Here is a 22528-nt window from a genome sequence, read left to right on the forward strand (position 1 = left end):
GATGTGGCTCTCCCCCGCGAATACACCACCGAGAACTGCCCGATCGCCCGGTCACTGGAGATCGTCGGCGAGCGGTGGACGCTGCTGATCCTGCGTGACGCGTTCTACGGCGTGCGCCGGTTCAGCGACTTCCAGGTTCACCTGGGAATCCCCAAAGCCGTGCTGTCTCAGCGCCTTTCCCGGCTGACGCAGGAGGAAGTACTGACCTCCGAGGACGGGGAGTATGCGCTCACCGACAAGGGCCTGGCGCTGTGGCCGGTGCTCGACGCGCTGGGCAACTGGGGTGGCCGGCACTACCTGGGTGCCGACTACCGCCGCGCGTTCGAGCACGTCGACTGCGGTGGACGCGTGGTTGGCGGCGTGTGCAAGGAGTGCGGGGAACGCCCCCAGGTCGCCGACCTGATCACGGTGGCACCCCGAAAAACGCGGGTGCGCCGCGACGACCCGGTGAGTATCGCTTTGCAGCAACCACACCGGATGCTCGAGCCGGTCAGGGTTTCTGCACCACCCACTGAGTGATCGGCACTTCGGTGCGCCAGCGGGTGGTGTCGCCTTCCGAGTGCTGAAAACGACGCAGCCGTCCGCCGAGGCGGGAGTGCAACGACAAGAGTGCGACCTCACCTGCGGTGGTGTCGGCGTTGGCGACCAGCCTGCCGCCGGACCGCAGATTCTCGAAGCTCCTGGTCAGCAGTATGTACCCGACGGCGCCGCCGTCGACGAAGATCGCCGTCGGTCTCTGCACGCCGTCGACGCCACTTTCACTCAGGATCGCCTCCCTGAACGCTCGGGGCGCCTCGCCGCGCACTTCGATGTCGACGCCGTGCCTGAGGGCGTTGTCGATGATCCGCTGCCGGCGCACCTCATCCTTCTCGAAGGCAATGGCCTGACACCGTGGCGCGCCACGACACCATTCGATCGCCATGCTGCCGGCGCCGGCACCGACGTCCCACAGCAACTCGCCGGGTTTCGGCGCCAGAGCGGCCACGGTGATGGCGCGGATGGACTGGGTGCTGATGTGCCCGTCGTGGTCATAGGCGTCACTGGGCAGAACAGTGAACTGCCGGTCATCGGGCAGGTAGCGCACGGCGACGACGTTGAGATCGTCGACGTCACCCGGAGGGTCGGCGGCCCACGCCCGCGCCGTGGTGGTGCGGCACCGCTCGGAAACACCTCCGAGTTGCTCCAGAACACTGAATTCCGAATCACCGCGCCCGGTTTCGACCAGTAACTCCGCCAGCGCGGTGGGGCTCGCGCCATCGCGGGACAGCACGATCGCCTGCCCGCCACGTCGCACCGCGACACGCGGGCCCGCCAACCCCATGTTGATGACCTCGGTGCTCTGGACGTCCCATGCCAACCGGGCGCAGGCCAACGTCACCGACGACACATGCGGCAGCACCGTCACACGATCCCGGCCGAAGAAACGCATCGAGGTGGCACCGATACCGCACAGCATCGGGTCGCCGCTGGCCAGGATGTGCACATCGCCGGGTGCGTCATCGCGGATCCAGCCGAGCGATTCCGTGAAGGGCTCTCCCCATGTCCGGCGTTCCCCCGGCACCGTGTCGTCGAGCAGATCCAACTCTCGCCGTGCACCGAAAACGACCGTCGCCCCCGCCAGCTCGGTGCGTGAGGTTTGGCCGAGCCCGGCCATCCCGTCGGCCCCGATACCGAGGATCACCACCCGCCTGGTGCTCATCTGGGCATCCTGCGCCAGACCGACTGCGGCAGCAACCGCATCACGAAGGCCAGCACCGCCAAGGAGCCCGGCACCCACACCGACCGCTTGCCTTTCGCCAGAGCGCGAGCGGCCGCTTCGGCCACTTGCGGCGGCGTGCTGGACAGCGGCGCAGGATCCATCCCCTCGGTCATCCGGCCGATCACGAACCCGGGCCGCACGATCAGCAGGTGCACCCCACTGCCGTGCAGCGCGTCGGCCAGCCCTCCTGCGAACCCGTCGAGTCCCGCCTTCGCCGAGCCGTACACGTAGTTGGCCCGGCGCACCCGGTTACCGGCGATCGAGGAGAACACCACGATCCGCCCACGGGCGGCGGCCCGCATCCGGTCGGCAAGGTGGGTCAGCAGACTCACCTGGGCCACGTAGTCGGTGTGCACGATGGCCACCGCATGGTCGGCGTCGGTCTCCGCGCGGGCCTGATCACCGAGGATGCCGAACGCCACCACCGCGGTGCCGATGGGTCCGTGCTCGGCGACGATCTCGTCGAGGATGCGGCGGTGGCTACCGAGATCGTCGGCGTCGAACGCCAACACGTGCACGGACTGCGCGCCTGCCGCCGTCAGCGCGGACACCTGCGCATCCAGAACGTGACCACCGCGGGTGGTCAGCACCACGGCGTTTCCGCGTGCCAACCGCAGCGCGAGCTCGGTACCGATCTCGCTGCGTCCCCCGAAAATCACCACCACACCCGTGTCCTCCACACCAGCGATTATGTCCTGCGCTAGCGTGGGTGCCGATGGCGAACGCAACGACCCGGCTGACCAACGACGCGCTGGCTTTTCTGACCGAGCGCCACCTCGCCATGCTGACCACATTGCGGGCCGACGGCTCCCCGCATGTGGTAGCGGTCGGATTCACCTTCGACCCCAAAACCCACATCGCCCGCGTCATCACCTCCGGTGGCACCCAGAAGGCGGTCAACGCCGAACGCGGTGGTGTGGCGGTACTGAGCCAGGTCGACGGCGCTCGCTGGCTGTCGTTGGAGGGCCGGGCCAGCGTGCTCACCGACGCCGAATCGGTGCGCGATGCCGAACTGCGCTACGCCCAGCGCTACCGCACCCCGCGGGTCAACCCACGCCGAGTGGTCATCGAGGTTCACATCGAACGCGTGCTGGGCAGCTCCGACCTGCTGGACCGCTCGGGTGGGGGCTAGCACCACTTCTTGAGTGCCGCTAGCGGCGTAGCAGCGCCGTTGTCTGCACGGCACCATCGACTGCGCAAGGCCACACCGCACCCGAGGCCACTTCACCAAGGAGCAGTCGATGACCACCAGAGTTCGCGAAGATCTGATTCTCTCCCATGCCGAATTCACCGCGGACGTAGAAGTTCGTTTCAAGGATGTGGACATCGCCGACTGGCTGAAAACCCTTCCCACACACGAATATCAGCGCTGCGCGCCCGGAGATCACAAGGCGGCCGGCTACACGACGGACGACGACGGGACCCCGATGTCGATCAACGTGGAGATGATCGGTACCGGTCTGGTGGTACAGCAGTACCGCTTCGAGGTCGCCGATCCGCACTACTGCAAGATGGTCTCCCTCTCCGATGTGTTGACACCCCACGGGTGGACGTCGACACAGGTGGTCTGGGAACTGAAGATGGAGCGGCTCGACGGCGAGCACTGCCGTTACACCAACACCGTGACGTCGCACCCCACCGAGCACTTCCTCGATTTCATCGGCCGGCACGGCCAGACATTCGAGGAGGCCGCCGCGGCGCGGCAGGACGCATCGGGGCGCCACTGCGCCGTCGAGACGCCCCTGTACGCCGAAAGCATTGCCCGACGGGCGATCTCACATTCCGCCTCCAGCGCCGCCTGAAGGGCTGATGATGTCCTCTGCAGTTCTGTTCGACCATCCCGGTGAGCCAGAGGTCTTGCGCTGGAGTCCGGTCGATCCGCTGGTGCCCGGCCCCGAGGAGGTGGTGATCAGCGTGCACGCGGCCGGTGTCAACAACGCCGACCTGCTGCAGCGTCGCGGCCGTTATCCGGTGCCTGCGGGTGCACCGCGACCGCTGGGGCTGGAGTGCGCCGGCATCATCACGGCAACGGGAGCCGATGTCAGCGCCTGGTCACCGGGTGATCGGGTGTGCGCCCTGCTCGACGGCGGGGGCTACGCAGACGAGGTCGCGGTGCTCGCCACGCAGGTGATGCCCGTTCCCGCCGGGTTGACGCTGCTCGAGGCCGCGGCGATACCGGAAGTGGCGTGCACGGTGTATTCGAATCTCGGTATGGTCGCCGGACTCACCGCAGGCCAGAACGTCTTGATCCACGGCGCCGGCGGCGGTATCGGTTCCTTCGCCATCCAGTGGGCCAAAGCCATTGGGGCACGGGTCATCACGACGGCGGGCAGCGACGAGAAGACCCGGGTCGGGCGGGAGTTGGGCGCGCAGACGGCGATCAACTACCGCACGGAGGATTTTGTCGCTGCGACGCTGGCCGCCACCGACGGCCGCGGCGTTGATGCGATCCTGGACGTGGTGGGTTCGGATTACCTGTGGCGCAACGTCAAATGCCTGGCCGCCGACGGCCATCTGGTGATCATCGGCGGCTCCACCACGCCGGCTCTGTTGGATCTGGGTCTGCTGATGTCGAAACGGGCCAGTGTCACGGCCACCATGCTGCGGGCGCGACCGGCCGGCCAGAAAGCAGACATCGTCGCCCGGGTCAGGAGCGAGGTCCTACCGCTCTACGAGGCCGGAGCGCTGCGGGTACCGGTGGACACGGTGGTCCCACTGGCCGAGGCATGGCGCGCCCATCAGCTGCTGGAGTCCAAGAAGACCGTGGGCAAGGTGATTCTCGACAACCGCCCCTAACCTTCGACGGGCACCACGATCAGATCGTGCGGTCGGGTGTTGAGGGGTTCGGCGCCGTCGGCGGTGACGATCACGATGTCCTCGATGCGGGCACCCCATTTACCCGGGAAGTAGATCCCGGGTTCCACGCTGAACGCCATGCCCGGCTCCAGCGGAAGGCCGTTGCCCGCGACGATGTATGGCTCTTCGTGTACCGACAGCCCGATTCCGTGGCCGGTGCGGTGTACGAAGTACCCGGCCAGCCCAGCCTCGGCCAGCTCGTCGCGGGCCGCGGCGTCCACCTGTTCGGCCGTGACACCGGGGCGCACCGCGTCCACGGCTTTGCGCTGCGCGCGCTGCAGGACCGAATATTGTTGAGCGACTTCCGGATTGGGTTCCCCGAGGCTGTAGGTGCGGGTGGAGTCGGAGTTGTAGCCGGGCTCGTACGGTCCACCGATGTCGACGACGACGATGTCGCCGGCCTGCAGTTCGCGGTCGGAGACCTCGTGGTGCGGGTCGGCGCCGTTCGGGCCGGAGCCGACGATGATGAACGCCGCGGCCGAGTGCCCTTCGGCCAGAATGGCTTTCTCGATGTCGGCGGCGACGTCGGCTTCGGTGCGGCCCGGCACCAGGAACTCCGGTACGCGGGCATGGACCCGGTCGATCGCCGCACCCGCTTTGCGCAGGGCGTCGATCTCGCTCGCGTCCTTGATCATCCGCTGCGCGCGAAGGACATCGGTGGCCAGTACCGGTACCACGCCGAACTTCTCGGCCAGCGGCAGCAGGTGCAGCGCGGGCATGGCGTCGGTGACCGCGACCTTCACGGGAGCCTCGCCCAAGACCTCCGCCACCAGCGCGTACGGATCGTCACCGTCCACCCAGTCGCGCACCGCAAGCCCGAGCTCGACGACGGCGGATTCCTTGAGTGAGGCCAGCTCCATCCGGGGCACCACCACCGTCGGCTCCCCCGCCGCCGGAATCACCAGCGCGGTCAGCCGCTCGAACGTCTCGGCGCGCGAACCCGCCAGGTAGCGCAGGTCATAGCCCGGCGTGATCACCAGGCCGGCCAGCCCGGCCTGGCCCGCGGCCGCCGCGGCGGCCTGCAACCGGTCGGAGTAGACGGTGGATGCGAAGCGACTGGAGCTCATCCAGTCAGGCTAGCTTGCCGCTCCCGCGCCGGTCTGGTCGGAGGATTGAGTGGCCACCAGAACCAGCGGCCCAGCAGCGCGGCGATCGACGGCACCATGAACGAGCGCACCACGAAGGTGTCGAACAACAGGCCGATGCCGATCATCGTGCCCATCTGGCCGATGGTCTTGAGATCGCTGACCACCAGCGACGCCATGGTGAACGCGAACACCACACCGGCGATCGTGACGACGCTGCCGGTACCGCCCATGGCGCGGATGATGCCCGTCTTCAACCCGCCCGGTATCTCCTCTTTGAACCGGGCCACCATCATCAGGTTGTAGTCGGCACCGACCGCCAGCAGCACGATCACCGCCATCGGTACCACCATCCAGTGCAGTGGCAGCCCGATGATGTACTGCCACAACACCACTGAGAGTCCGAACGAGGCACCCAGCGACGTCAGCACCGTTCCGACGATCACCATCGCCGCGACCAGGCTCTTGGTCACCAACAGCATGATGGCGAAGATCAGGCACACCGAGGCGATCCCGGCGATCAACAGGTCGTACTTGGAGCCCTCGGACAGGTCCTTGTAGGTGGCGGCCATGCCGCCCAAGGACACCCGGGCGTCCTCCAGAGGGGTGCCCTTGATGGCCTCGATCGCGGCGACCTTGATGGGTTCCACCCGGGACAGTCCCTCGGGGGTGGCGGGATCGCCGCGATGCGAGATGATCATCCGCACCGATTTGCCGTCCGGGGAGACGAACAGGTCCATCGCGCGCCGGAAGTCGGGATTGTCGAAGACCTCGGGCGGCAGGTAGAACGAGTCATCGTTCTTGGCCGCGTCGAAGGCCTTGCCCATCTCGGTGGCGCCCTCGCCGGCCTCGTCCATGGCCGAGTACATGCCGTACATGGTCTGGTGCATGGTCAGCATCATGTGCTGCATGTTCTCCATGGTGGAGATCATGGGCGGGAACTGCGCCAGCATCTCCGGCATCAGCGCGTTCATGTCGGTGAAGCCGAGCACCATCCGGTCCATCTGATCGGTGATCACGCTGATCCCGTCCAGGCTGTCGAAAACCGAACGCAGCGACCAGCACAACGGGATGTTGTAGCAGTGCGGTTCCCAGTAGAAGTAATTGCGGATGGGCCGGAAGAAGTCGTCGAAATTGGCCATGGTGTCGCGCAGTTCCTTGGCCGTGTCCTGCAGATCGTTGACGTCGATGAGCATGTCGGTGGTGATCCCGGACATGCGCGTCATGATGCTCTGCATGTTCTTCATGATCTGGATGGTGTTGCCCAGATCCTCGGCCTGAGCCTTCATCTCGTCGAGCCGGTCGAACATGAACTCCATGTTCTGGGCCATGCCGACGCCCTGCATGCTGATCATGAACGGAATCGAGGTGTTCTCGATCGGCGTGCCCTGCGGCCGGGTGGGGGCCTGCACCCGTGAGATCCCCTGCACCGCGAACACGGCCTTGGCCACCTTGTCGAGCACCAGGAAGTCCGCCGAGTTGCGTAGATCGTGGTCGGCCTCGATCAACAGGATGTCGGGGTTCATCCGGGCGGCCGAGAAATGCTCGTCGGCGGCGAGATAGCCCTCGTTGGAGGGAATGTCCTGCGGAATGAACTGCTTGTCGTCGTAGCTGGGCTGGTAGAACGGCAGCGCCGCCAAACCGACCAGGGCCACGGCCAGCGAGGCCAGCAGGATCGGCACCGGCCAGCGCACCACGGAGGTGCCGATGCGGCGCCAGAACCGGATTCGCATGGCCCGCTTGGGTTCCAACAGACCGAACCGGCTGGCAATGGTGATGACGGCCGGGCCCAGGGTCAGCGCGACGGAGACCGCGACCAGCATGCCCACCGCACATGGGATACCGAGACTCTGGAAGTACGGCATCCGGGTCAGGCTCAGGCAGAACGCCGCACCGGCGATGGTCAGCGCGGAACCCGCAATGACATGGGCGGTACCGCGGAACATCTCGTAGTACGCGGCTTCGGGGTCGGCGCCGGCCGCGCGCGCCTCTTGGTAGCGCCCCACCAGGAACACCACGTAATCGGTTCCCGCCGCGATCGCCATCGCCACCACGAGGTTCACCGCGAACGTCGACAATCCGATGACCTGGAAATGGCCCAGCGTCGCGACCGCACCGCTGGCCGCCGCGAGCTGGATTCCGACGACGACGAGCCCGATCACCACGGTGACAATGGAGCGGTAGAAGAACAGCAGCAGCACGATGATGACCGAGAAGGTCACCACGGTGATCAGCAGGACGGTGCGTTCGCCGGCGTGGTTCAGGTCGGCCTGCAACGCGGCGGGCCCGGTGACGTGGACGGTGACCCCGGCCGGTGGCGGGACGGCTTCGACGGCGGCGCGCACCGCGTCGACGGACTCGTTGGCCAGCGTCTCGCCCATGTTGCCCGCGAGGAACAACTGCACGTACGCGGCGCGGCCGTCGGTGCTCTGCGCGCCGGATTCGGTCAGCGGGTCGCCCCAGAAGTCCTGGACGTTCTGGACGTGAGCGGTGTCGGCCCGCAAGCGCTCGATCAGTCCGTCGTAGTACTCGTGGGCATCCTCACCGAGGGGTTCGGTGCCCTCGAGGACTATCAGGGCGATGCTGTCGGAGTTGGACTCCTCGAACACCTTGCCCATCTGGGTCATCGCCTGCAGCGACGGCGCGTCAGTGGGGTTCAGCGGCACCGAGTTCTGGGCGGCCACCGTTTCCAGCGGTGGGATCAGCACCGCGACGGCCGCGACCAGCGCCACCCAGCCGATCACGATCGGGACGGCCAGGCGCCTGATCCAGCGTGCCAGCGCCGTGGGTTCGGCGTTCACATTCTGCTGCGCTCGACGCATCAGGTGGACTTCGCCAGGCAGTAGACGTAGGCGCTCACAGCGCTGGTGCTCCGCTCATCGTGAACCTTGCCGTCAGAGGTGATGCGGCAGCCGATGTAGTCGGAGCTGCCCTGGGCGACGATGTTGGCCGCCATGGACGGCGCGTTGGTCTCGAGCTCGATCGACCAGGGCAGCGTCGCGCCGTCGACCTGCACCGGTTCGCCGTCCGGGTCCAGATAGTTGATGTCGGCGGTGGCGCCGGGGTTTCCGAACACCTCGTAGGTGACCCGTTTGGGGTCGGAGTTGGTGCCGGCATCGACCATGCTGCCGGCGTACGTCGGTAACTGTTCTGAGCCGAAGATCCCCCGTACCCGTGACACGGTGAATCCTCCGAGAGCGAGAACCACCACCAACACCAGCGGCAGCCACACGCGTTTGAGCACGGTGACGATCGCAGTTCCCTTCTCCGAGGACTCGAGCCGCTGGGCCGGGTTGAGTGTGAAGCAAGGCTAACCTATGGAACCCGCCGAGTGGCACTTCTACTGACCAGAACCGTAGATGGCGTCCGAACCCGGCTGGCAGGATGAGCGCGTGCCCGCCACTTCCTCTCCGGTCCTGTTGCTCGACGGCGCCAGCATGTGGTTCCGCTCCTTCTTCGGGGTGCCCTCCTCGATCAAGGCCCCGGACGGCCGCCCGGTCAACGCGGTGCGCGGATTCCTCGACGCGATAGCCACCCTGGTGACCCAGCAGCGGCCGGGACGGTTGGTGGTGTGCCTGGATCTGGACTGGCGGCCGCAATGGCGGGTGGACCTCATCCCGTCCTACAAGGCGCACCGCGTCGAGCAGGAAAACCCGGACGGCACACCGGATGTCGAAGAGGTTCCCGATGAGCTGACCCCGCAGGTCGAGATGATCATGGAACTGCTCGACGCGTTCGGGATCGCCACCGCGGGGGCGCCGGGGTTCGAAGCCGACGACGTGCTGGGCACGCTGGCTGCCCGCGAACGTCGCGATCCGGTGGTGGTGGTCAGCGGCGACCGCGATCTGCTGCAGGTGGTCACCGACGAGCCGGTGCCGGTGCGGGTGCTCTATCTCGGCCAGGGGCTGGCCAAGGCGGTGCTGTGGGGTCCGAAAGAGGTGGCGGACAAGTACGCGCTGCCCGCCGAACGCGCCGGTGCGGCCTACGCGGAGCTGGCGGTGCTGCGCGGGGACCCCTCCGACGGACTGCCCGGCGTTGCGGGCATCGGTGAGAAGACCGCGGCGACACTGCTGGCACAGCACAAGTCCCTCGACGGCATTCTCAGTGCCGCCGAAGACCCGAAATCGTCTGTGCCGAAAGGTGTTCGGACCAAGCTGAAGGCGGCTGCCGACTATCTGGAGGTGGCCGGGACCGTGGTGCGGGTGGCCACCGACGCACCCGTCACGCTGTCCACCGACACGGATGCGCTGCCGCTGGCCGCCGCACATCCCCGCAAGGTGGCCGACCTCGCGAAGGCGTACGGGGTCAGTTCGTCGATCGGCCGGCTACAGCAGGCGCTGGACCAGCTGGACTAGCGGGATCAGCGGGGCCGGCCGACCTCATAGGTGCCGTTGTCGTCCTGGAACGTCACCGTCACCTGGCGCTTGGTTCCGTCGATGCTCACCTCGCAGTCGAAGGTGTCGCCCTTTTTCACCGTCGGGCTCTCGCCGCCGTTGCAGGTGACGTCCTCGACATTGGTGGCGCCGTAGCCATTGGCCTCATCGGTGAGGATCTGCTGCACACCCTCCTGAGCCTTGGTCACATCGAGTTTGGTGGTGACGAAGAAGCCCGGCTTCCAGAAGCCGAGTACCAGGACGACGGCCACGATGATGGCGCCGAGCACGCCCAGGATGGTGCCGACCGCGGCCATCGACTTCTTCGAACCCTCGTCACCGGGCTGCTGACCGTAGGGATACTGCCCGGGCTGGCCGTACTGCGGTTGCCCCGGCTGACCGTACTGGGGCTGGCCGGGCTGACCGTACTGCGGCTGTTGGCCCGGGTAGCCGTACTGCGGCTGCTGCCCGGGCTGGCCGTACTGGCCGGGCTGCCCGTACTGCGGGTAGGCGCCGGGCTGAGGGTAACCGGGCTGGCCCTGCGTCGGGTACTGCTGCGGGTTGTATCCCGAGGTCTGGCCGCTGGCCGGCGACTGATACGGCGAATACTGCTGCTGCGGAGGCGGATACGCCGGCGGCTGCCAGCTGGGCGCCTGCTGGGTGGGCTGAACCGACTGCCCGCCGCTGGGCGGCTGCCACGCGGGAGTGGCCGTGGTGGGCTGTTCGTTCGACGGCTGCTGCCAATGCGGGGCGTCGCCGGTGGGCTGGTCGGACGAACCACTGGAGGGCTGATCCTGACCTTGCTGCCCCTGCCAGGGCTGCGTCGGATCGGTTCCCTGAGGTCCGGTCATCGTCTCTCCTCATCCTCTTCCACTGGCGCTCGACATAGCCATCCGCCAGGCGCTCGGCTTGCCGCATCCAACCGTATCGCTGGCAACACCCTACCCGCCATCAACAGCCACGACGCCGCGCCGCACGTCGTTGATCGCACGTTTTGCCGCGGTTCGCAGCGCGGGTTCACGGGCGGCGTTACGCACCTGGTCCAAAAGGTCGAGGACCTGCCGGCACCACCGCACGAAATCGCCCGCAGACAAGGTCGTACCTGCGGCGGCCTCATCGGAAGCCGCCAGCGCCGAGGACAGGTCACCGGTGGTGGCCCAGCGGTACATCGTGTTGACGAAGCCCTCGTCGGGCTCCCGCGACGGCGCGATCCGGTGCCGGTTCTCGTCGGCGCGCAGCTGCCCGGACAATCGGCGGGTCTGTGCCAGCGCGCGCCGCACCCCCGCGCTGGACACCTCGTACGCCCGTGCCGTGGGACCGTCACCTCCACGGGTCTCGAACACCACCGCGGACAACACCGCGGCCAGTTCGGCCGGCGCCAGACCGTCCCACGCCCCGGTGCGCAGACACTCGGCGACCAGCAGGTCGCTCTCGCTGTAGATCCGGGCCAGCAACCGGCCGTCCTCGGTGACGTTCAGATCGGCAGCGTCGGTGCCGGTTTCTGTGATGAAACCGCGTTCGGTGAGCAGCCCGACGATCCGGTCGAAGGTCAGCGCCAGGGAATTCGTGGCAACGCCGATCTTCTTCTGCAGCAGCGCGTTGTCCCGCTCGACCCGCAGATACCGCTCGGCGACCCGTGTCCTGGCTTCGCGATCGCCGGCACCGTGTGACGGGTGCTGCCGCATCCGTTCCCGCAACTCGATCAGCTCGGGGTCGACATCACGTTCCTGAGCGGCCTGGCCGCGGCCTCGTTTCCCGCCGGGGATCACCAACCCCTCGGCCGCCGAGCGCAACGCCGACGCCAGGTCACGACGGACCCTCGGCTGCCGGTGCTCGACGCGCTTGGGCAACGCCATGGTGCCGATCGGACCGGGACCGCCGGCGTAGTCGGCCGACGAGATGCGACCGGCCCACCGATGTTCGGTGAGCACCAGCGGCCGGGGTTCGTCGCTGTCCTTGTCGGATTCCAGCACCACCGCCAGACCACCATGCCGCCCGGTGATCGTGATGATGTCGCCGCGGCGCAACGAGGCCAGGGCGTCGCTGGCGGCCCGGCGGCGCTGCAGCCGCGAGGACCTGGCCTGCGCGCGCTCCTTTTCGGAGATCTGACCGCGGAGCCGGACGTAGTCGAGCATCGGCGCGTCGCGACCACCGAGTTCGGCAGCGATCTCGTCGAGCATGCGTTCGCCGCGTTCGACACCGCGCACCAGACCGACCACCGACCTGTCCGCCTGGTACTGCGCAAAGGACTTCTCGAGGAGCCGACGGGCCTGCTCGGGCCCCATCTGCTGCACCAGGTTGATGGTCATGTTGTACGACGGCGCGAACGAACTCCGCAGCGGGAAGGTGCGGGTGGACGCCAGGCCGGCTACCTCGGCGGGTTCCACCTCCGGGGTCCACACCACCACCGCGTGGCCCTCCACGTCGATACCGCGGCGGCCGGCGCGCCCGGTCAGCTGGGTGTACTCCCCCGGTGTCAGCGGCGCGTGCTGCTCACCGTTGAACTTGACCAGCTTCTCCAGCACCACCGTGCGGGCCGGCATGTTGATGCCCAACGCCAGCGTCTCGGTGGCGAACACCGCCTTGACCAGGCCGGCGGTGAACAACTCCTCCACGGTGTGCCGGAAGATCGGCAGCATCCCGGCATGGTGGGCGGCCAGACCACGCAGCAGGCCTTCCCGCCACTCGTAGTACTCCAGGACGGCCAGGTCGGCGTCGGGCAGGTCACCGCAGCGCCGGTCGATGACCTCGGCGATGCGCGCCCTGTCCTCGTCGGTGGTCAGCCGCAGCGACGAACGCAGGCATTGTTTGACCGCGGCATCACAACCGGCCCGCGAGAACACGAAGGTGATGGCGGGCAGCAGGCCTTCGCGGTCCAGCGTGGCGATGACATCGGGCCGGCTCGGCGGGCGGAAGAAGCTGGGCCGGCCCCGGTCCCGGTCGCGGGGCGAGCGACCACGGCCGCGGGGCTGCCAATCGGTGAGCCGCTCGGCTTCGCGCCGATGGGCGATGTGGCGGACCAGCTCCGGATCGACCAGCAGGCGCTGCTGATTCACCTCGGGCCGGTGCTTGTCGAGGTCGAACAGGTCGAACAGCCGCTTGCCCACCAACATGTGCTGCCACAGCGGCACGGGACGGTGCTCGTCGACGATCACCGTGGTGTCGCCGCGCACGGTCTGGATCCAGCCGCCGAACTCCTCGGCGTTGCTCACCGTCGCCGACAGGCTGACCAGCCGCACCTCGTCAGGCAGGTGCAGGATCACCTCTTCCCAGACCGCGCCGCGCATCCGGTCTGCCAGGAAGTGCACCTCGTCCATTACCACGTACGAAAGACCCTGCAGCGCATGAGAATTCGCATACAGCATGTTGCGCAACACTTCGGTGGTCATCACGACGATGGGCGCGTCGGCGTTGATCGACACGTCGCCGGTCAGCAGCCCGATGCGTTCCGGACCGTAGCGGCGCACCAGGTCGGTGTGTTTCTGGTTGCTCAGCGCTTTGATCGGTGTGGTGTAGAAGCATTTCCGGCCCGCCGCCAACGCCAGGTGGACGGCGAACTCACCGACCACCGTCTTGCCGGCACCGGTGGGGGCGCACACCAGCACGCCGTGACCGTTCTCCAGAGCCACGCACGCACGCTGTTGGAAACCGTCGAGCGGAAAAGGCAGTTCCGCGCTGAATTTCGCCAGTTCGCCGGGCGTGGCCACCTCAGGTGATGTCATCGTGGGCGGGCACCGGGGTGGGCGCCTCGACGGGGCTCGGTGTTCCGATGGTGGACGCTTCGTCGTCGGCCAGCTCTTCTCGGGCCTCCCGTTTGGCCTTGCGTTTGTCGTGGATGCGGCCGATCTGGATGGCGAACTCCATCAACAGCGTCAGCGACAGCCCCAGCGCCAGCATCGAGAACGGGTCCGAACCGGGCGTGGCGAACGCCGCGAAGATGAACACCGCCATGATCAGCCCGCGCCGCCACGCCTTCAGTTTCTCGTACGGCAGCACACCGACCAGGTTGAGCATGATGATCAGCAACGGAAACTCGAAACCCACACCGAACACCAGCAGCAGGTTGATCAGGAAGCTGAAGTACTGGTCACCGGAGAGCGCGGTCACCTGCACGTCGCTGCCGACGGTCAGCAGGAAGGCCAACGCCTTCGACAGCACCAGGTAGGCCAGCAGTGCGCCACCGATGAACAGCACCGCGGCCGACACCACGAACCCGACGGCGAACCGGCGTTCCTTGGCGTACAACCCCGGCGTGATGAAACCCCACAACTGGTAGAACCACACCGGGCAGGCGAGCACGATGCCGGCCAGCAGCGCGACCTTCAACCGCAGCATGAACTGGTCGAACGGCGCCGTCGCCAGCAGCCGGCACCCGCCGTCGGGGGTGATCTCGGCGCGCGCCGACGCCGGCAGCGCACAATACGGGCCGCGTAACCACTCACCCAGGCTGTCCAAGCCGAACAGACCGTGGCTGTACCACCAGAACCCGAAGATGGTGGTGACCACCACCGCGGCAGCCGAGATCAGCATCCGGGTACGCAACTCCCGGATGTGGTCGACCAACGACATCGTGCCGTCGGGGTTCGTCTTGGCGCGACGTCGACGAGGGTCGAGCCGTTTGAACACGCCGGGGGTCTTCACAGTCTCAAGCTTTTCGCGTCGTCAAGACACGGTCAGCCAGCCGCACCCGAGGGTGGGCTGGCTGGTGTCCGCAGTGGTCAGGCGGGGCGGGCGTCGGTGGGGCTCGGAGCCGGGGCAGGCTGCGGGGTGTCCACCCGCTCGGACTGCACCACAGTCGGCGTCACCGTCGGAGGCTGCGGCGTCACCGTCGGCTGCTCCTTGTCGTTCTGAAGTTCCTTGACCTCGGACTTGAAGATGCGCATCGACTTGCCCAACGAGCGAGCCGCATCCGGCAGCCGCTTCGCGCCGAACAAGAGCACGAACACCGCGATCAAGATGATCCAGTGCCAGGGTTGCAGAGCACCCACTTCGGTTACCTCCAGATTGTTCGGGCCGTGCGCTTGCGATGCTACCCCGCTGCCGCGTATGCGCCCAGTGCGGCGACCGCGGCGTCACGCACCTGCGTCGCCAATTCCGCTGGCGCCAGGACGGTCACCACGTCCCCGAGACCCAGCACCAGCCGCGTCATCCACTCCGGGCTGCCATAGGTCATCTCGGCCTCGAAATGACCGTCGGGCAACTCCCGGATCGAGCGCAGCGGGTAGTACTCGAACATCCACGACGCTGCCGGTGCGATCCGCAGTGTCGCCGACTGCAGGCTCGGATCCAGCGTCGAGTCCGCGTCGGAGCTGAACAGCGAGGTGTCCGGCGGGTTCTGCAGCACCGGCTCCGGCGGCGCCGACCGCTCCTCCAGAGCGGTGGCGTCGACGATCCGGTCGAAGCGGAACAACCGCACCCCTTCGGCTTCGCGGGACCACGCCTCCAGGTAACTGTGGTCCCCCACCAGCAGGATCCGGATCGGGTCGACCAGCCGGCTCGACAGCGTGTCCCGCGAGGCCGAGTAATACTCGATGACCAGAGCTCTCTCCCTGCGCACCGCCTCGCGGACGGTCGCGGCAGCACGGCTCTCCGCGGGTGCGGGTTCCGCCTCGGCCGATACGCCGTGCGACACCGCTCCGGCCGCCGACTCGATCTTGGCGATGGCGCTGCGGGCCGCCTCGGGATCCACCACACCCGGCACATCGGCCAGCGCGCGCAACGCCACCAGCAGGCCGGTGGCCTCCGGGGAAGTCAGCCGCAGCGGTTGGTCGATGCCGGCCGAGAACGTCACTTCGATGGTGTCCTCGCCGGGGAAGGCGAAGTCGATCAGGTCGCCCGGGCCGTAACCGGGCAGGCCGCACATCCACAGCTGGTTGATGTCGTCACGCAGTTGTTTGGTGGTCACGCCGAGATCGCTGGCCGCTTCGGCGAAAGTGATCCGCGGGTTGGCCTGGAAGTACGGGACCATGTTGAGCAGCCGGACCAGCCGGGTCGACACGTTGCTCATGGGCGATCCGCTCCTGCTAGGGGCACTTGCGCTTTCAGTCGTTCGATCACGTCCTCGCGCAGCCACGCCGGCTCCAGCACCACCGCGTCGGGGCCGTAACCGGCGACATCGCGGGCCAATCGGTCCCGCCACCCGATGTCGAGTTCGACGATCTCCCCGGCGCGGCCCCCGAGTGTGTGCGGCCCGACCGCGGTTCCGGCGCGGCGCAACGCGGTGGCGCGGCCGTCGGCCACCCACACCCGGGCCAGCAGGCCGCTGGGCGCCTCACCGACCACCTGGGTGACGATGGCGCGCAGATCGATTCCGTCGGGTTTGGTCACCGCGCCCTCCGGGCCGACGGCCTTGACGTCATCTCCGATGCGGGACAGCCGGAAGGTACGGGTGGCGTTGCGGTCACGGTCATGGCCGACCAGGTACCACCGCCGGTTGACGGTGACCACACCCCACGGCTCGACGGTACGCACGGTGTAGGGGTCGGTGCGCGACGCCCGGTGCGGAAACTGAACGGCGCGACCCGAATTGGTCGCGGCCAACAGCACGCCGAGCACGTCCTCGGAGCCCCGCAAACCGGGCAGTCCAGCGGCGCTGGAAATGGCGACGCCGGCGGCCGTCTCCGGTTCCACGGCCACCCCCGCCGCGCGCAGTTTCAGCAGTGCGCCCTGGGTGGCGGTTGCGAGTTCCGGTGACTCCCACAGCTGGGTGGCCACCGCGACCGCGGCCGCCTCGTCGGCGGTCAGCTCGATATCGGGCAGCGCGTAGGCATCCCGGTTGATCCGGTACCCCTCGGTGGGGTCGAACGATGACACCCGACCGGTCTCCAGTGGGATGCCCAGGTCGCGCAGTTCGTTCTTGTCGCGTTCGAACATCCTCGAGAACGCCTCGTCACTGGGGCTGTCGCTGTACCCGGCGACGCTGCGGCGGATCCGCTCCGCGGTGATGTAACCGTTAGTCGACAGCAGCGCGATGACGAGGTTCATCAGGCGTTCGACTTTGGAGATCCCCACGGATGAGACCTTAGAGGTCTGCCGCGCGCCAGGCTTACATCGACGCGATCAGCCGTTTGACCCGTTCGTCGACGGCCCGGAACGGGTCCTTGCACAGCACCGTGCGCTGCGCCTGGTCGTTGAGCTTGAGGTGCACCCAGTCGACGGTGAAATCGCGACCGGCCTCCTGCGCGGCGCTGATGAACTCACCGCGCAGCTTGGCGCGCGTGGTCTGCGGCGGCGTCTCGACGGCTTCTTCGATCTCCTCGTCGGTGGTGATCCGGGCCGCCAGACCCTTGCGCTGCAGCAGGTCGAACACCCCACGACCACGCTTGATGTCGTGGTAGGCCAGGTCGAGCTGGCTGATCTTCGGGTCGGACAGGTCCATGTTGTAGCGGTCCTGGTAGCGCTGGAACAGCTTGCGCTTGATCACCCAGTCGATCTCGGTGTCGACCTTGGCGAAATCCTGGCTCTCCACCGCGTCGAGTTGACGGCCCCACAGGTCGACCACCTGCTCGATCTGCGGGTTGGGTTCGCGGGTCTGCAGGTGCTCGACGGCGCGGGCGTAGTACTCGCGCTGGATGTCCAGGGCACTGGCCTGCCGACCACCGGCCAGCCGCACCGGGCGCCGGCCGGTGAGGTCGTGGCTGACCTCGCGGATGGCGCGGATGGGATTGTCCAGGGAGAAGTCGCGGAACGGCACCCCGGCCTCGATCATCTCGAGCACCAGCGCGGCGGTGCCCACCTTGAGCATGGTGGTGGACTCGCTCATGTTGGAGTCACCGACGATGACGTGCAGCCGGCGGTACTTCTCGGCGTCGGCGTGCGGCTCGTCGCGGGTGTTGATGATGGGCCTGCTGCGGGTGGTGGCGCTGGAGACACCCTCCCAGATGTGCTCGGCGCGCTGACTCAGGCAGAACGTGGCGGCCTTCGGCGTCTGCAGCACCTTGCCGGCACCGCAGATCAGCTGGCGGGTGACCAGGAACGGCAGCAGCACATCGGAGATGCGGGAGAATTCGCCGGCGCGCACGATCAGGTAGTTCTCGTGGCAGCCGTAGGAGTTGCCCGCCGAGTCGGTGTTGTTCTTGAACAGGTAGATGTCGCCGCCGATGCCTTCGTCGGCCAGGCGCTGTTCGGCGTCGATCAGCAGGTCCTCGAGCACCCGTTCACCTGCACGGTCATGGGTGACGAGCTGGATCAGGCTGTCACATTCGGCGGTGGCGTACTCCGGGTGGCTGCCCACGTCCAGGTAGAGGCGCGCGCCATTGCGGAGGAAGACGTTGGAACTGCGGCCCCACGACACCACCCGGCGGAACAGGTAGCGGGCCACCTCGTCCGGCGAGAGCCGCCGGTGGCCGTGAAAGGTGCAGGTAACACCGAATTCGGTCTCGATACCCATGATTCGTCGCTGCACGTCTTCGAGCGTACAAGCTGGTCGGTCACGGTGGTGGGCAAGCACGCCGTAACGGTTCGGTCGACGCGTCCTGTGGATGAGTGTCGACCTGCCCTCCGGTCGCGGTGCCACCATGCGCCATGCCGGAAAGACCGTCGGTTTCGCAGGCCCGCGCATGGCAGCCTGAGACGCTCGCCGACCTTGCCGATGCGTGGGATCACGCCGCAGGCGGGGTGCAGATCCACCTGGATCAGGTGGCCCGCACAGCGCTCGGCACGACGGAGTTCTGGTCGGGGTCGGCGGCCGAGGAAGCCCGTGCCCGCGTCGAGGAAATCACAGCGCCGGGCCGCCGGGCCGCGCGCGCCTTGATCGCCGCGGCCGCGGCCGCCCGCGACGGTGCGCGGCAGATCGGGCAGGCCCGCCGCGATGCGCTGCACATCGCCGACAGCGCCGCCGCCGAAGGTTACGGCGTGGCCGAGGACGGGGTGGTGACGGCTCCGGCGGCTGCGCCGGAGCTACTGCGGCTGCTGTGCGGCGGGGCGGAGACGGTGGCGGCAGAGATGATGGCCACGCGCGCAACCGAACTCACCCGGGAACTGGTGACAGCGCTGCATCGCCTCGGCGCTGCCGACCGCGAGACCGCACGCGAGATCGACGTGGCGTTCACCCACGGTCCCCCGCCGGCGGCCACGGTGCCGGCCGGCGCCTGGACCATGACACCGCGCGAGATCGTAGGAGCGTGGTCCGGGATGAGCCAGGACCGGATCGCCGAACAGTTGGCGTCCATGCCCGCAGCGCAGCGCGAGCAGCTGGTCATCGATGCGCCACGAGAAGTGGGCAACACCGACGGTGTGCCGTGGCCGATGCGGATGGCGGCCAACCGGATCAACGTCGCGGACGCCATCCTCGAGCAACGCCGGATCGTGGACATACCCGCCGAAGACAAGGTACGCCGGATGTTCGCCGCCGGACTGGGACTCGACGACGGCAGTGCCGAACGGCTGTGGCTGGCCGCCCATGCCGACCCCGCCGTGCGGGCGGCGATCGTGGCCACCCACGACCGGGAAGCGGCGGCCCGCATCGACTTCTACGAGGGGCTGCTGGCCGATGTGCCCGATCCCACGAACCGCGACGGCGCCGAGGTACCCCGTCAGCTCATCGCCTTCGACCCCGACCGCGCGTCCTTCGTGGAACTCACCGGCGATCTGAGCACGGCCACCAGTGTGGGCGTGGTGGTTCCGGGTCTGAACACCACCATCGCGGGATCGGCAGCCGATACCGAGACCTCACGGCGGTTCGTCGCGGCCGGCGGCGGTGACGTCGCGATGCTCACCTATTTGGGTGGACCGTTCCCCACGGGCGCCTGGGCCGCCGGGGTGATCGACGCCGGAAAGCCCACATATGCCCTGGACATGGCCCCACGACTGGTGGCGTTCAGTGAGGATGTCCACCGGGCGGTGGCGGCCGCCGGCCGAGACATCCCGGTGACCTATATCGGGCATTCTTACGGCGGGTCGATCCTGGGTACGGCTGAGCAGTTGGGCCTGACCGCCGATCGCACCGTCTACGTCGCTGCCGCCGGCGCGGGTATCGGTGTCGACGGCCCCGACGACTGGCACAACCGCAACCCCGAGGTGCAACGGTTCTCGATGACCGCACCCGGGGATTGGATCGAGGCGGTACAAGGACTTCCGCTGAGCCCACACGGCGCCGATCCCGACACCATGCCTGGTGTGGTGCGCCTCGACACCGGCTATCGCCTCGACGGCAGCCCGATGGCCGGGCCCGCCGCGCACAGCGCCGTGATCAACGAACCGTCGGATGCGTGGCACAACATCCTGGCGGTGATCACCGGCGACTGGAAAGCACTGGATGTCAAAGGGGTCAATCTGCCGCGCTGACCGGCGCCGTTGCCGGGTGATAACTTCACGACCGTGGGGGGCCGCACCGTCGCTATCCAGTTCGTGCGCGCCGCGCTGGACCTGGCCCGCGCGGGTGGGTACGACGCGCGAGAGGCGCTGGAGATCGCCGCCATCCCGGCGGAACTGGTGAGCGCCGACGCGGCCCGGGTGACCGAAGCGCAGGCGGCGCGCCTTGTCCAGGCGCTGTGGGACATTTCGGATGACGAGTTGGTGGGCGCCGGCCCGAAACCCGTTCCGCGCGGCACCTTTCGCATGATGACCCTGGGTCTGATCCATTCCCCGACACTGGGCGACGCGCTCCGGCGCCTGGCCGAATTCGTGGGTATCGGAATGGGTTTCGAGGTCGGGCTCGTCGAGATCGAGGGTGGTGCCCGGCTGGTGCTCGGGGGGCGGGCCCACCCCCACCTCAGCCAACCCGTCGCGGCTATATTCCTGGCGGTGGTGCACCGCTTCGCCGGCTGGCTGATCGGCGAGCACATCGAACTGAGCAGTATCCGACTGCCCGGACCCGGTCCAGCCGAATCAGCGGAGTACCAATCGGTTTACGGCGTGGCGCCGGAGTTCGGCGCCGAGACGGCGGCACTCACCTTCGATGAGCGGTACCTGTGTTCGGCGGTGGTCCAGAGCGAAGACACCCTGCGCGAGTTGATCCGAGAATCGCCCAGTGCTCTGCTGTTTCGTCAGCACTACCGTTCGAGCGCCGCCAGCCGGGTCCGCAGGATCCTGGAGCACAGCAGCACACCGGGAGCCGTCTCCCTGCAGACCGCCGCCAAACTGCTGACCGTCAGCACCCCGCACCTGCGGCGGCTGCTGCACGACGAGGGCACCTCGTTCCGCCGGCTCAAAGAGGACGTGCTGCGGGACGAGGCGGTGGCCAGCCTGGTGGGTGGGCGCGAGACCGTCGACGCCCTGTCCGAACGCCTCGGGTTCTCCGAGCCCAGCGCGTTCCGTCGGGCGTTTCGCCGGTGGACCGGCAGCCCGCCCAGCTCGTACCGCGGCGGCCAATGAGCGGTTGGGTCACAAAACCTGAGCGCTAACGTCCTCTTCTTGCGCTGCACCCGACCTTAGAGTCGGCGTGAAAGGTCGCGGCGGTCCGCCAACCAGGCTGCCGCACAACACATTCAGGAGATGCCGATGTCCGCTGCCGCAACCGTCCTGGCCACCGCGTTGGTTTTCAGCCCGGTCAGCGCTCCCCCGACACCCACCTACTTCTTGGGCGGCACGGATTTCTCCGGCACCGGGACCGTCACCGACGGTGACATCAACTGGCTGCTGGACGGCTACCTCACCGGCGCCCAGAACGTCACCTATCCCCGCGCCTACACCCACATGGACGCCTCCATCGACGTCGGCGCCGACGCGATCGTCGACATCCTCGGCAATGCTGACGGCCCGGTGCGCATTGCCGGTGTATCGCAGGGCGCGCTCGCGATCGCCGACGCCAAACGCGCGCTCATGGCGCTCGACGAGCAGGACCGACCAGCAGCCGACGACGTGGTGTTCGTGGCCGTCGGCGACCCCAGCTCGGCCACCGGCATCGGCGGCAGGCTGCCGGGACTGCACGTCCCGTTCATCGGCGTGACGTTCCTGCCCGCACCGGACACACCGTACGACACCATCATCGTCACTCGTGAGTACGACGGCCTGGCCGATTTCCCGGACCGTCCGCTGAATCTCATCGCCACGCTCAACGCGCTGGCCGGGATCGTCTACGTGCACCCCATCTCCTACGGACCCGACGCCGATCTCTCGGCGATACCGGACCGGGACGTCACCGAGACGGTCAACAGCCTAGGCGGGACCACCACGTCGTACTTCATTCAGAACGACCGCCTTCCGCTGCTGCAACCGTTGCGAGACCTCAACGTCGACGAGCGGATCGTGTCGGCCATCGAGCAGCCGCTCAAACAGATCGTGGACGCGGGTTATTCGCGTAACGACGCTCCGGCGGCCGAGGCGAACTCCGACGAGGACGACGTTGAGCGGACAGTGAAGAAGCGCGCCGGGGAACGCAAGGCCGAGCGCAATTCCACCTCGGATGCCACCCAGAAGCGATCGCGCTCCGACGAGCACAACGACCGGCCCTCGAAGCGGGCGCGCGCCGACAAGTCAGCCGACAAGCCCGACCACAAGGCCGAAGCGGCCTGACC

The 22528-nt window shown here is 67.7% G+C and carries 20 protein-coding genes; 8 read left to right on the top strand and 12 right to left on the bottom strand.

Features of this window, described 5'->3' with window-relative positions; genetic code table 11:
• Nucleotides 1–3: 3 nt before the first annotated feature.
• Nucleotides 4–519, top strand: coding sequence for a winged helix-turn-helix transcriptional regulator (locus AC3A6P_RS25930; protein ID WP_487694882.1), 516 nt, complete (start codon nt 4–6; stop codon nt 517–519).
• On the opposite strand, the gene cbiE is transcribed toward AC3A6P_RS25930, so the two are convergent.
• A complete protein-coding gene (cbiE, locus tag AC3A6P_RS25935; protein WP_487694884.1) occupies nt 491–1699 on the bottom strand; it encodes a precorrin-6y C5,15-methyltransferase (decarboxylating) subunit CbiE in 1209 nt (402 codons plus the stop codon). The two genes, AC3A6P_RS25930 and cbiE, sit on opposite strands and share 29 nt — an antisense overlap.
• On the bottom strand, nt 1696–2439 hold the full coding sequence (gene dprE2, locus AC3A6P_RS25940) for a decaprenylphospho-beta-D-erythro-pentofuranosid-2-ulose 2-reductase (protein ID WP_487694886.1): 744 nt from the start codon (nt 2437–2439) through the stop codon (nt 1696–1698). The genes cbiE and dprE2 overlap by 4 nt, the downstream gene beginning before the upstream one ends.
• A 29-nt stretch (nt 2440–2468) precedes the next feature.
• Here dprE2 and AC3A6P_RS25945 point away from each other — a divergent pair, with 29 nt between their 5' ends.
• The 3 genes from AC3A6P_RS25945 (at nt 2469) to AC3A6P_RS25955 (ending at nt 4555) form a co-directional block, all read left to right on the top strand.
• Nucleotides 2469–2891, top strand: a complete 423-nt coding sequence (locus AC3A6P_RS25945; RefSeq protein ID WP_487694887.1) for a F420-dependent biliverdin reductase — start codon at nt 2469–2471, stop codon at nt 2889–2891.
• Between the two features lie 109 nt (nt 2892–3000).
• On the top strand, nt 3001–3561 hold the full coding sequence (locus tag AC3A6P_RS25950; RefSeq protein ID WP_487694888.1) for a hypothetical protein: 561 nt from the start codon (nt 3001–3003) through the stop codon (nt 3559–3561).
• 10 nt (nt 3562–3571) lie between these two features.
• The gene (locus AC3A6P_RS25955) at nt 3572–4555 is read left to right on the top strand and encodes an NAD(P)H-quinone oxidoreductase (RefSeq protein WP_487694889.1); all 984 of its coding nucleotides are present in this window, start codon (nt 3572–3574) and stop codon (nt 4553–4555) included.
• Here AC3A6P_RS25955 and AC3A6P_RS25960 read toward each other — a convergent pair.
• The 3 genes from AC3A6P_RS25960 to AC3A6P_RS25970 are packed head-to-tail and all read right to left on the bottom strand — an operon-like array spanning nt 4552 to nt 8944.
• Nucleotides 4552–5682 (bottom strand): M24 family metallopeptidase, encoded by a 1131-nt coding sequence (locus AC3A6P_RS25960; protein ID WP_487694890.1) that lies wholly within the window; start codon nt 5680–5682, stop codon nt 4552–4554. The two genes, AC3A6P_RS25955 and AC3A6P_RS25960, sit on opposite strands and share 4 nt — an antisense overlap.
• On the bottom strand, nt 5679–8522 hold the full coding sequence (locus tag AC3A6P_RS25965; protein ID WP_487694891.1) for an MMPL/RND family transporter: 2844 nt from the start codon (nt 8520–8522) through the stop codon (nt 5679–5681). Before AC3A6P_RS25965 ends, AC3A6P_RS25960 begins: the two co-directional genes overlap by 4 nt.
• Nucleotides 8522–8944, bottom strand: a complete 423-nt coding sequence (locus AC3A6P_RS25970) for an MmpS family transport accessory protein (protein WP_487694892.1) — start codon at nt 8942–8944, stop codon at nt 8522–8524. Before AC3A6P_RS25970 ends, AC3A6P_RS25965 begins: the two co-directional genes overlap by 1 nt.
• Before the next feature lie 148 nt (nt 8945–9092).
• Here AC3A6P_RS25970 and AC3A6P_RS25975 point away from each other — a divergent pair, with 148 nt between their 5' ends.
• On the top strand, nt 9093–10055 hold the full coding sequence (locus tag AC3A6P_RS25975) for a 5'-3' exonuclease (RefSeq protein WP_487694894.1): 963 nt from the start codon (nt 9093–9095) through the stop codon (nt 10053–10055).
• Nucleotides 10056–10060: 5 nt separating this feature from the next.
• On the opposite strand, the gene AC3A6P_RS25980 is transcribed toward AC3A6P_RS25975, so the two are convergent.
• The 7 genes from AC3A6P_RS25980 to pafA all read right to left on the bottom strand — a co-directional run bounded on the left by AC3A6P_RS25980 (nt 10061) and on the right by pafA (nt 18477).
• Nucleotides 10061–10924 (bottom strand): DUF4333 domain-containing protein, encoded by an 864-nt coding sequence (locus AC3A6P_RS25980; protein WP_487694895.1) that lies wholly within the window; start codon nt 10922–10924, stop codon nt 10061–10063.
• A gap of 90 nt (nt 10925–11014) precedes the next feature.
• Nucleotides 11015–13795, bottom strand: a complete 2781-nt coding sequence (locus tag AC3A6P_RS25985) for a DEAD/DEAH box helicase (protein WP_487694897.1) — start codon at nt 13793–13795, stop codon at nt 11015–11017.
• Nucleotides 13782–14714: a twin-arginine translocase subunit TatC gene (gene tatC / locus AC3A6P_RS25990; RefSeq protein WP_487694899.1), complete on the bottom strand. Its 933-nt coding sequence runs from the start codon at nt 14712–14714 to the stop codon at nt 13782–13784. Before tatC ends, AC3A6P_RS25985 begins: the two co-directional genes overlap by 14 nt.
• Before the next feature lie 77 nt (nt 14715–14791).
• Nucleotides 14792–15061 carry a Sec-independent protein translocase subunit TatA gene (tatA, locus tag AC3A6P_RS25995; RefSeq protein ID WP_487694900.1) on the bottom strand — a complete coding sequence of 90 codons (270 nt, stop codon included), beginning with the start codon at nt 15059–15061 and terminating at the stop codon, nt 14792–14794.
• A gap of 41 nt (nt 15062–15102) precedes the next feature.
• Nucleotides 15103–16080 (bottom strand): helix-turn-helix transcriptional regulator, encoded by a 978-nt coding sequence (locus AC3A6P_RS26000; RefSeq protein ID WP_487694901.1) that lies wholly within the window; start codon nt 16078–16080, stop codon nt 15103–15105.
• On the bottom strand, nt 16077–17057 hold the full coding sequence (locus AC3A6P_RS26005; RefSeq protein ID WP_487694987.1) for a helix-turn-helix transcriptional regulator: 981 nt from the start codon (nt 17055–17057) through the stop codon (nt 16077–16079). The genes AC3A6P_RS26000 and AC3A6P_RS26005 overlap by 4 nt, the downstream gene beginning before the upstream one ends.
• A gap of 61 nt (nt 17058–17118) precedes the next feature.
• A complete protein-coding gene (gene pafA, locus AC3A6P_RS26010; protein WP_487694902.1) occupies nt 17119–18477 on the bottom strand; it encodes a Pup--protein ligase in 1359 nt (452 codons plus the stop codon).
• 119 nt (nt 18478–18596) lie between these two features.
• Here pafA and AC3A6P_RS26015 point away from each other — a divergent pair, with 119 nt between their 5' ends.
• The 3 genes from AC3A6P_RS26015 to AC3A6P_RS26025 all read left to right on the top strand — a co-directional run bounded on the left by AC3A6P_RS26015 (nt 18597) and on the right by AC3A6P_RS26025 (nt 22526).
• Nucleotides 18597–20357: an alpha/beta hydrolase gene (locus tag AC3A6P_RS26015; protein WP_487694903.1), complete on the top strand. Its 1761-nt coding sequence runs from the start codon at nt 18597–18599 to the stop codon at nt 20355–20357.
• 33 nt (nt 20358–20390) lie between these two features.
• On the top strand, nt 20391–21386 hold the full coding sequence (locus AC3A6P_RS26020; RefSeq protein ID WP_487694904.1) for an AraC family transcriptional regulator: 996 nt from the start codon (nt 20391–20393) through the stop codon (nt 21384–21386).
• 126 nt (nt 21387–21512) lie between these two features.
• Nucleotides 21513–22526: a PE-PPE domain-containing protein gene (locus AC3A6P_RS26025; RefSeq protein WP_487694906.1), complete on the top strand. Its 1014-nt coding sequence runs from the start codon at nt 21513–21515 to the stop codon at nt 22524–22526.
• Nucleotides 22527–22528 lie beyond the last annotated feature (2 nt).

The sequence above is a fragment of the Mycobacterium sp. Soil_C_30 genome, from assembly GCF_057656995.1.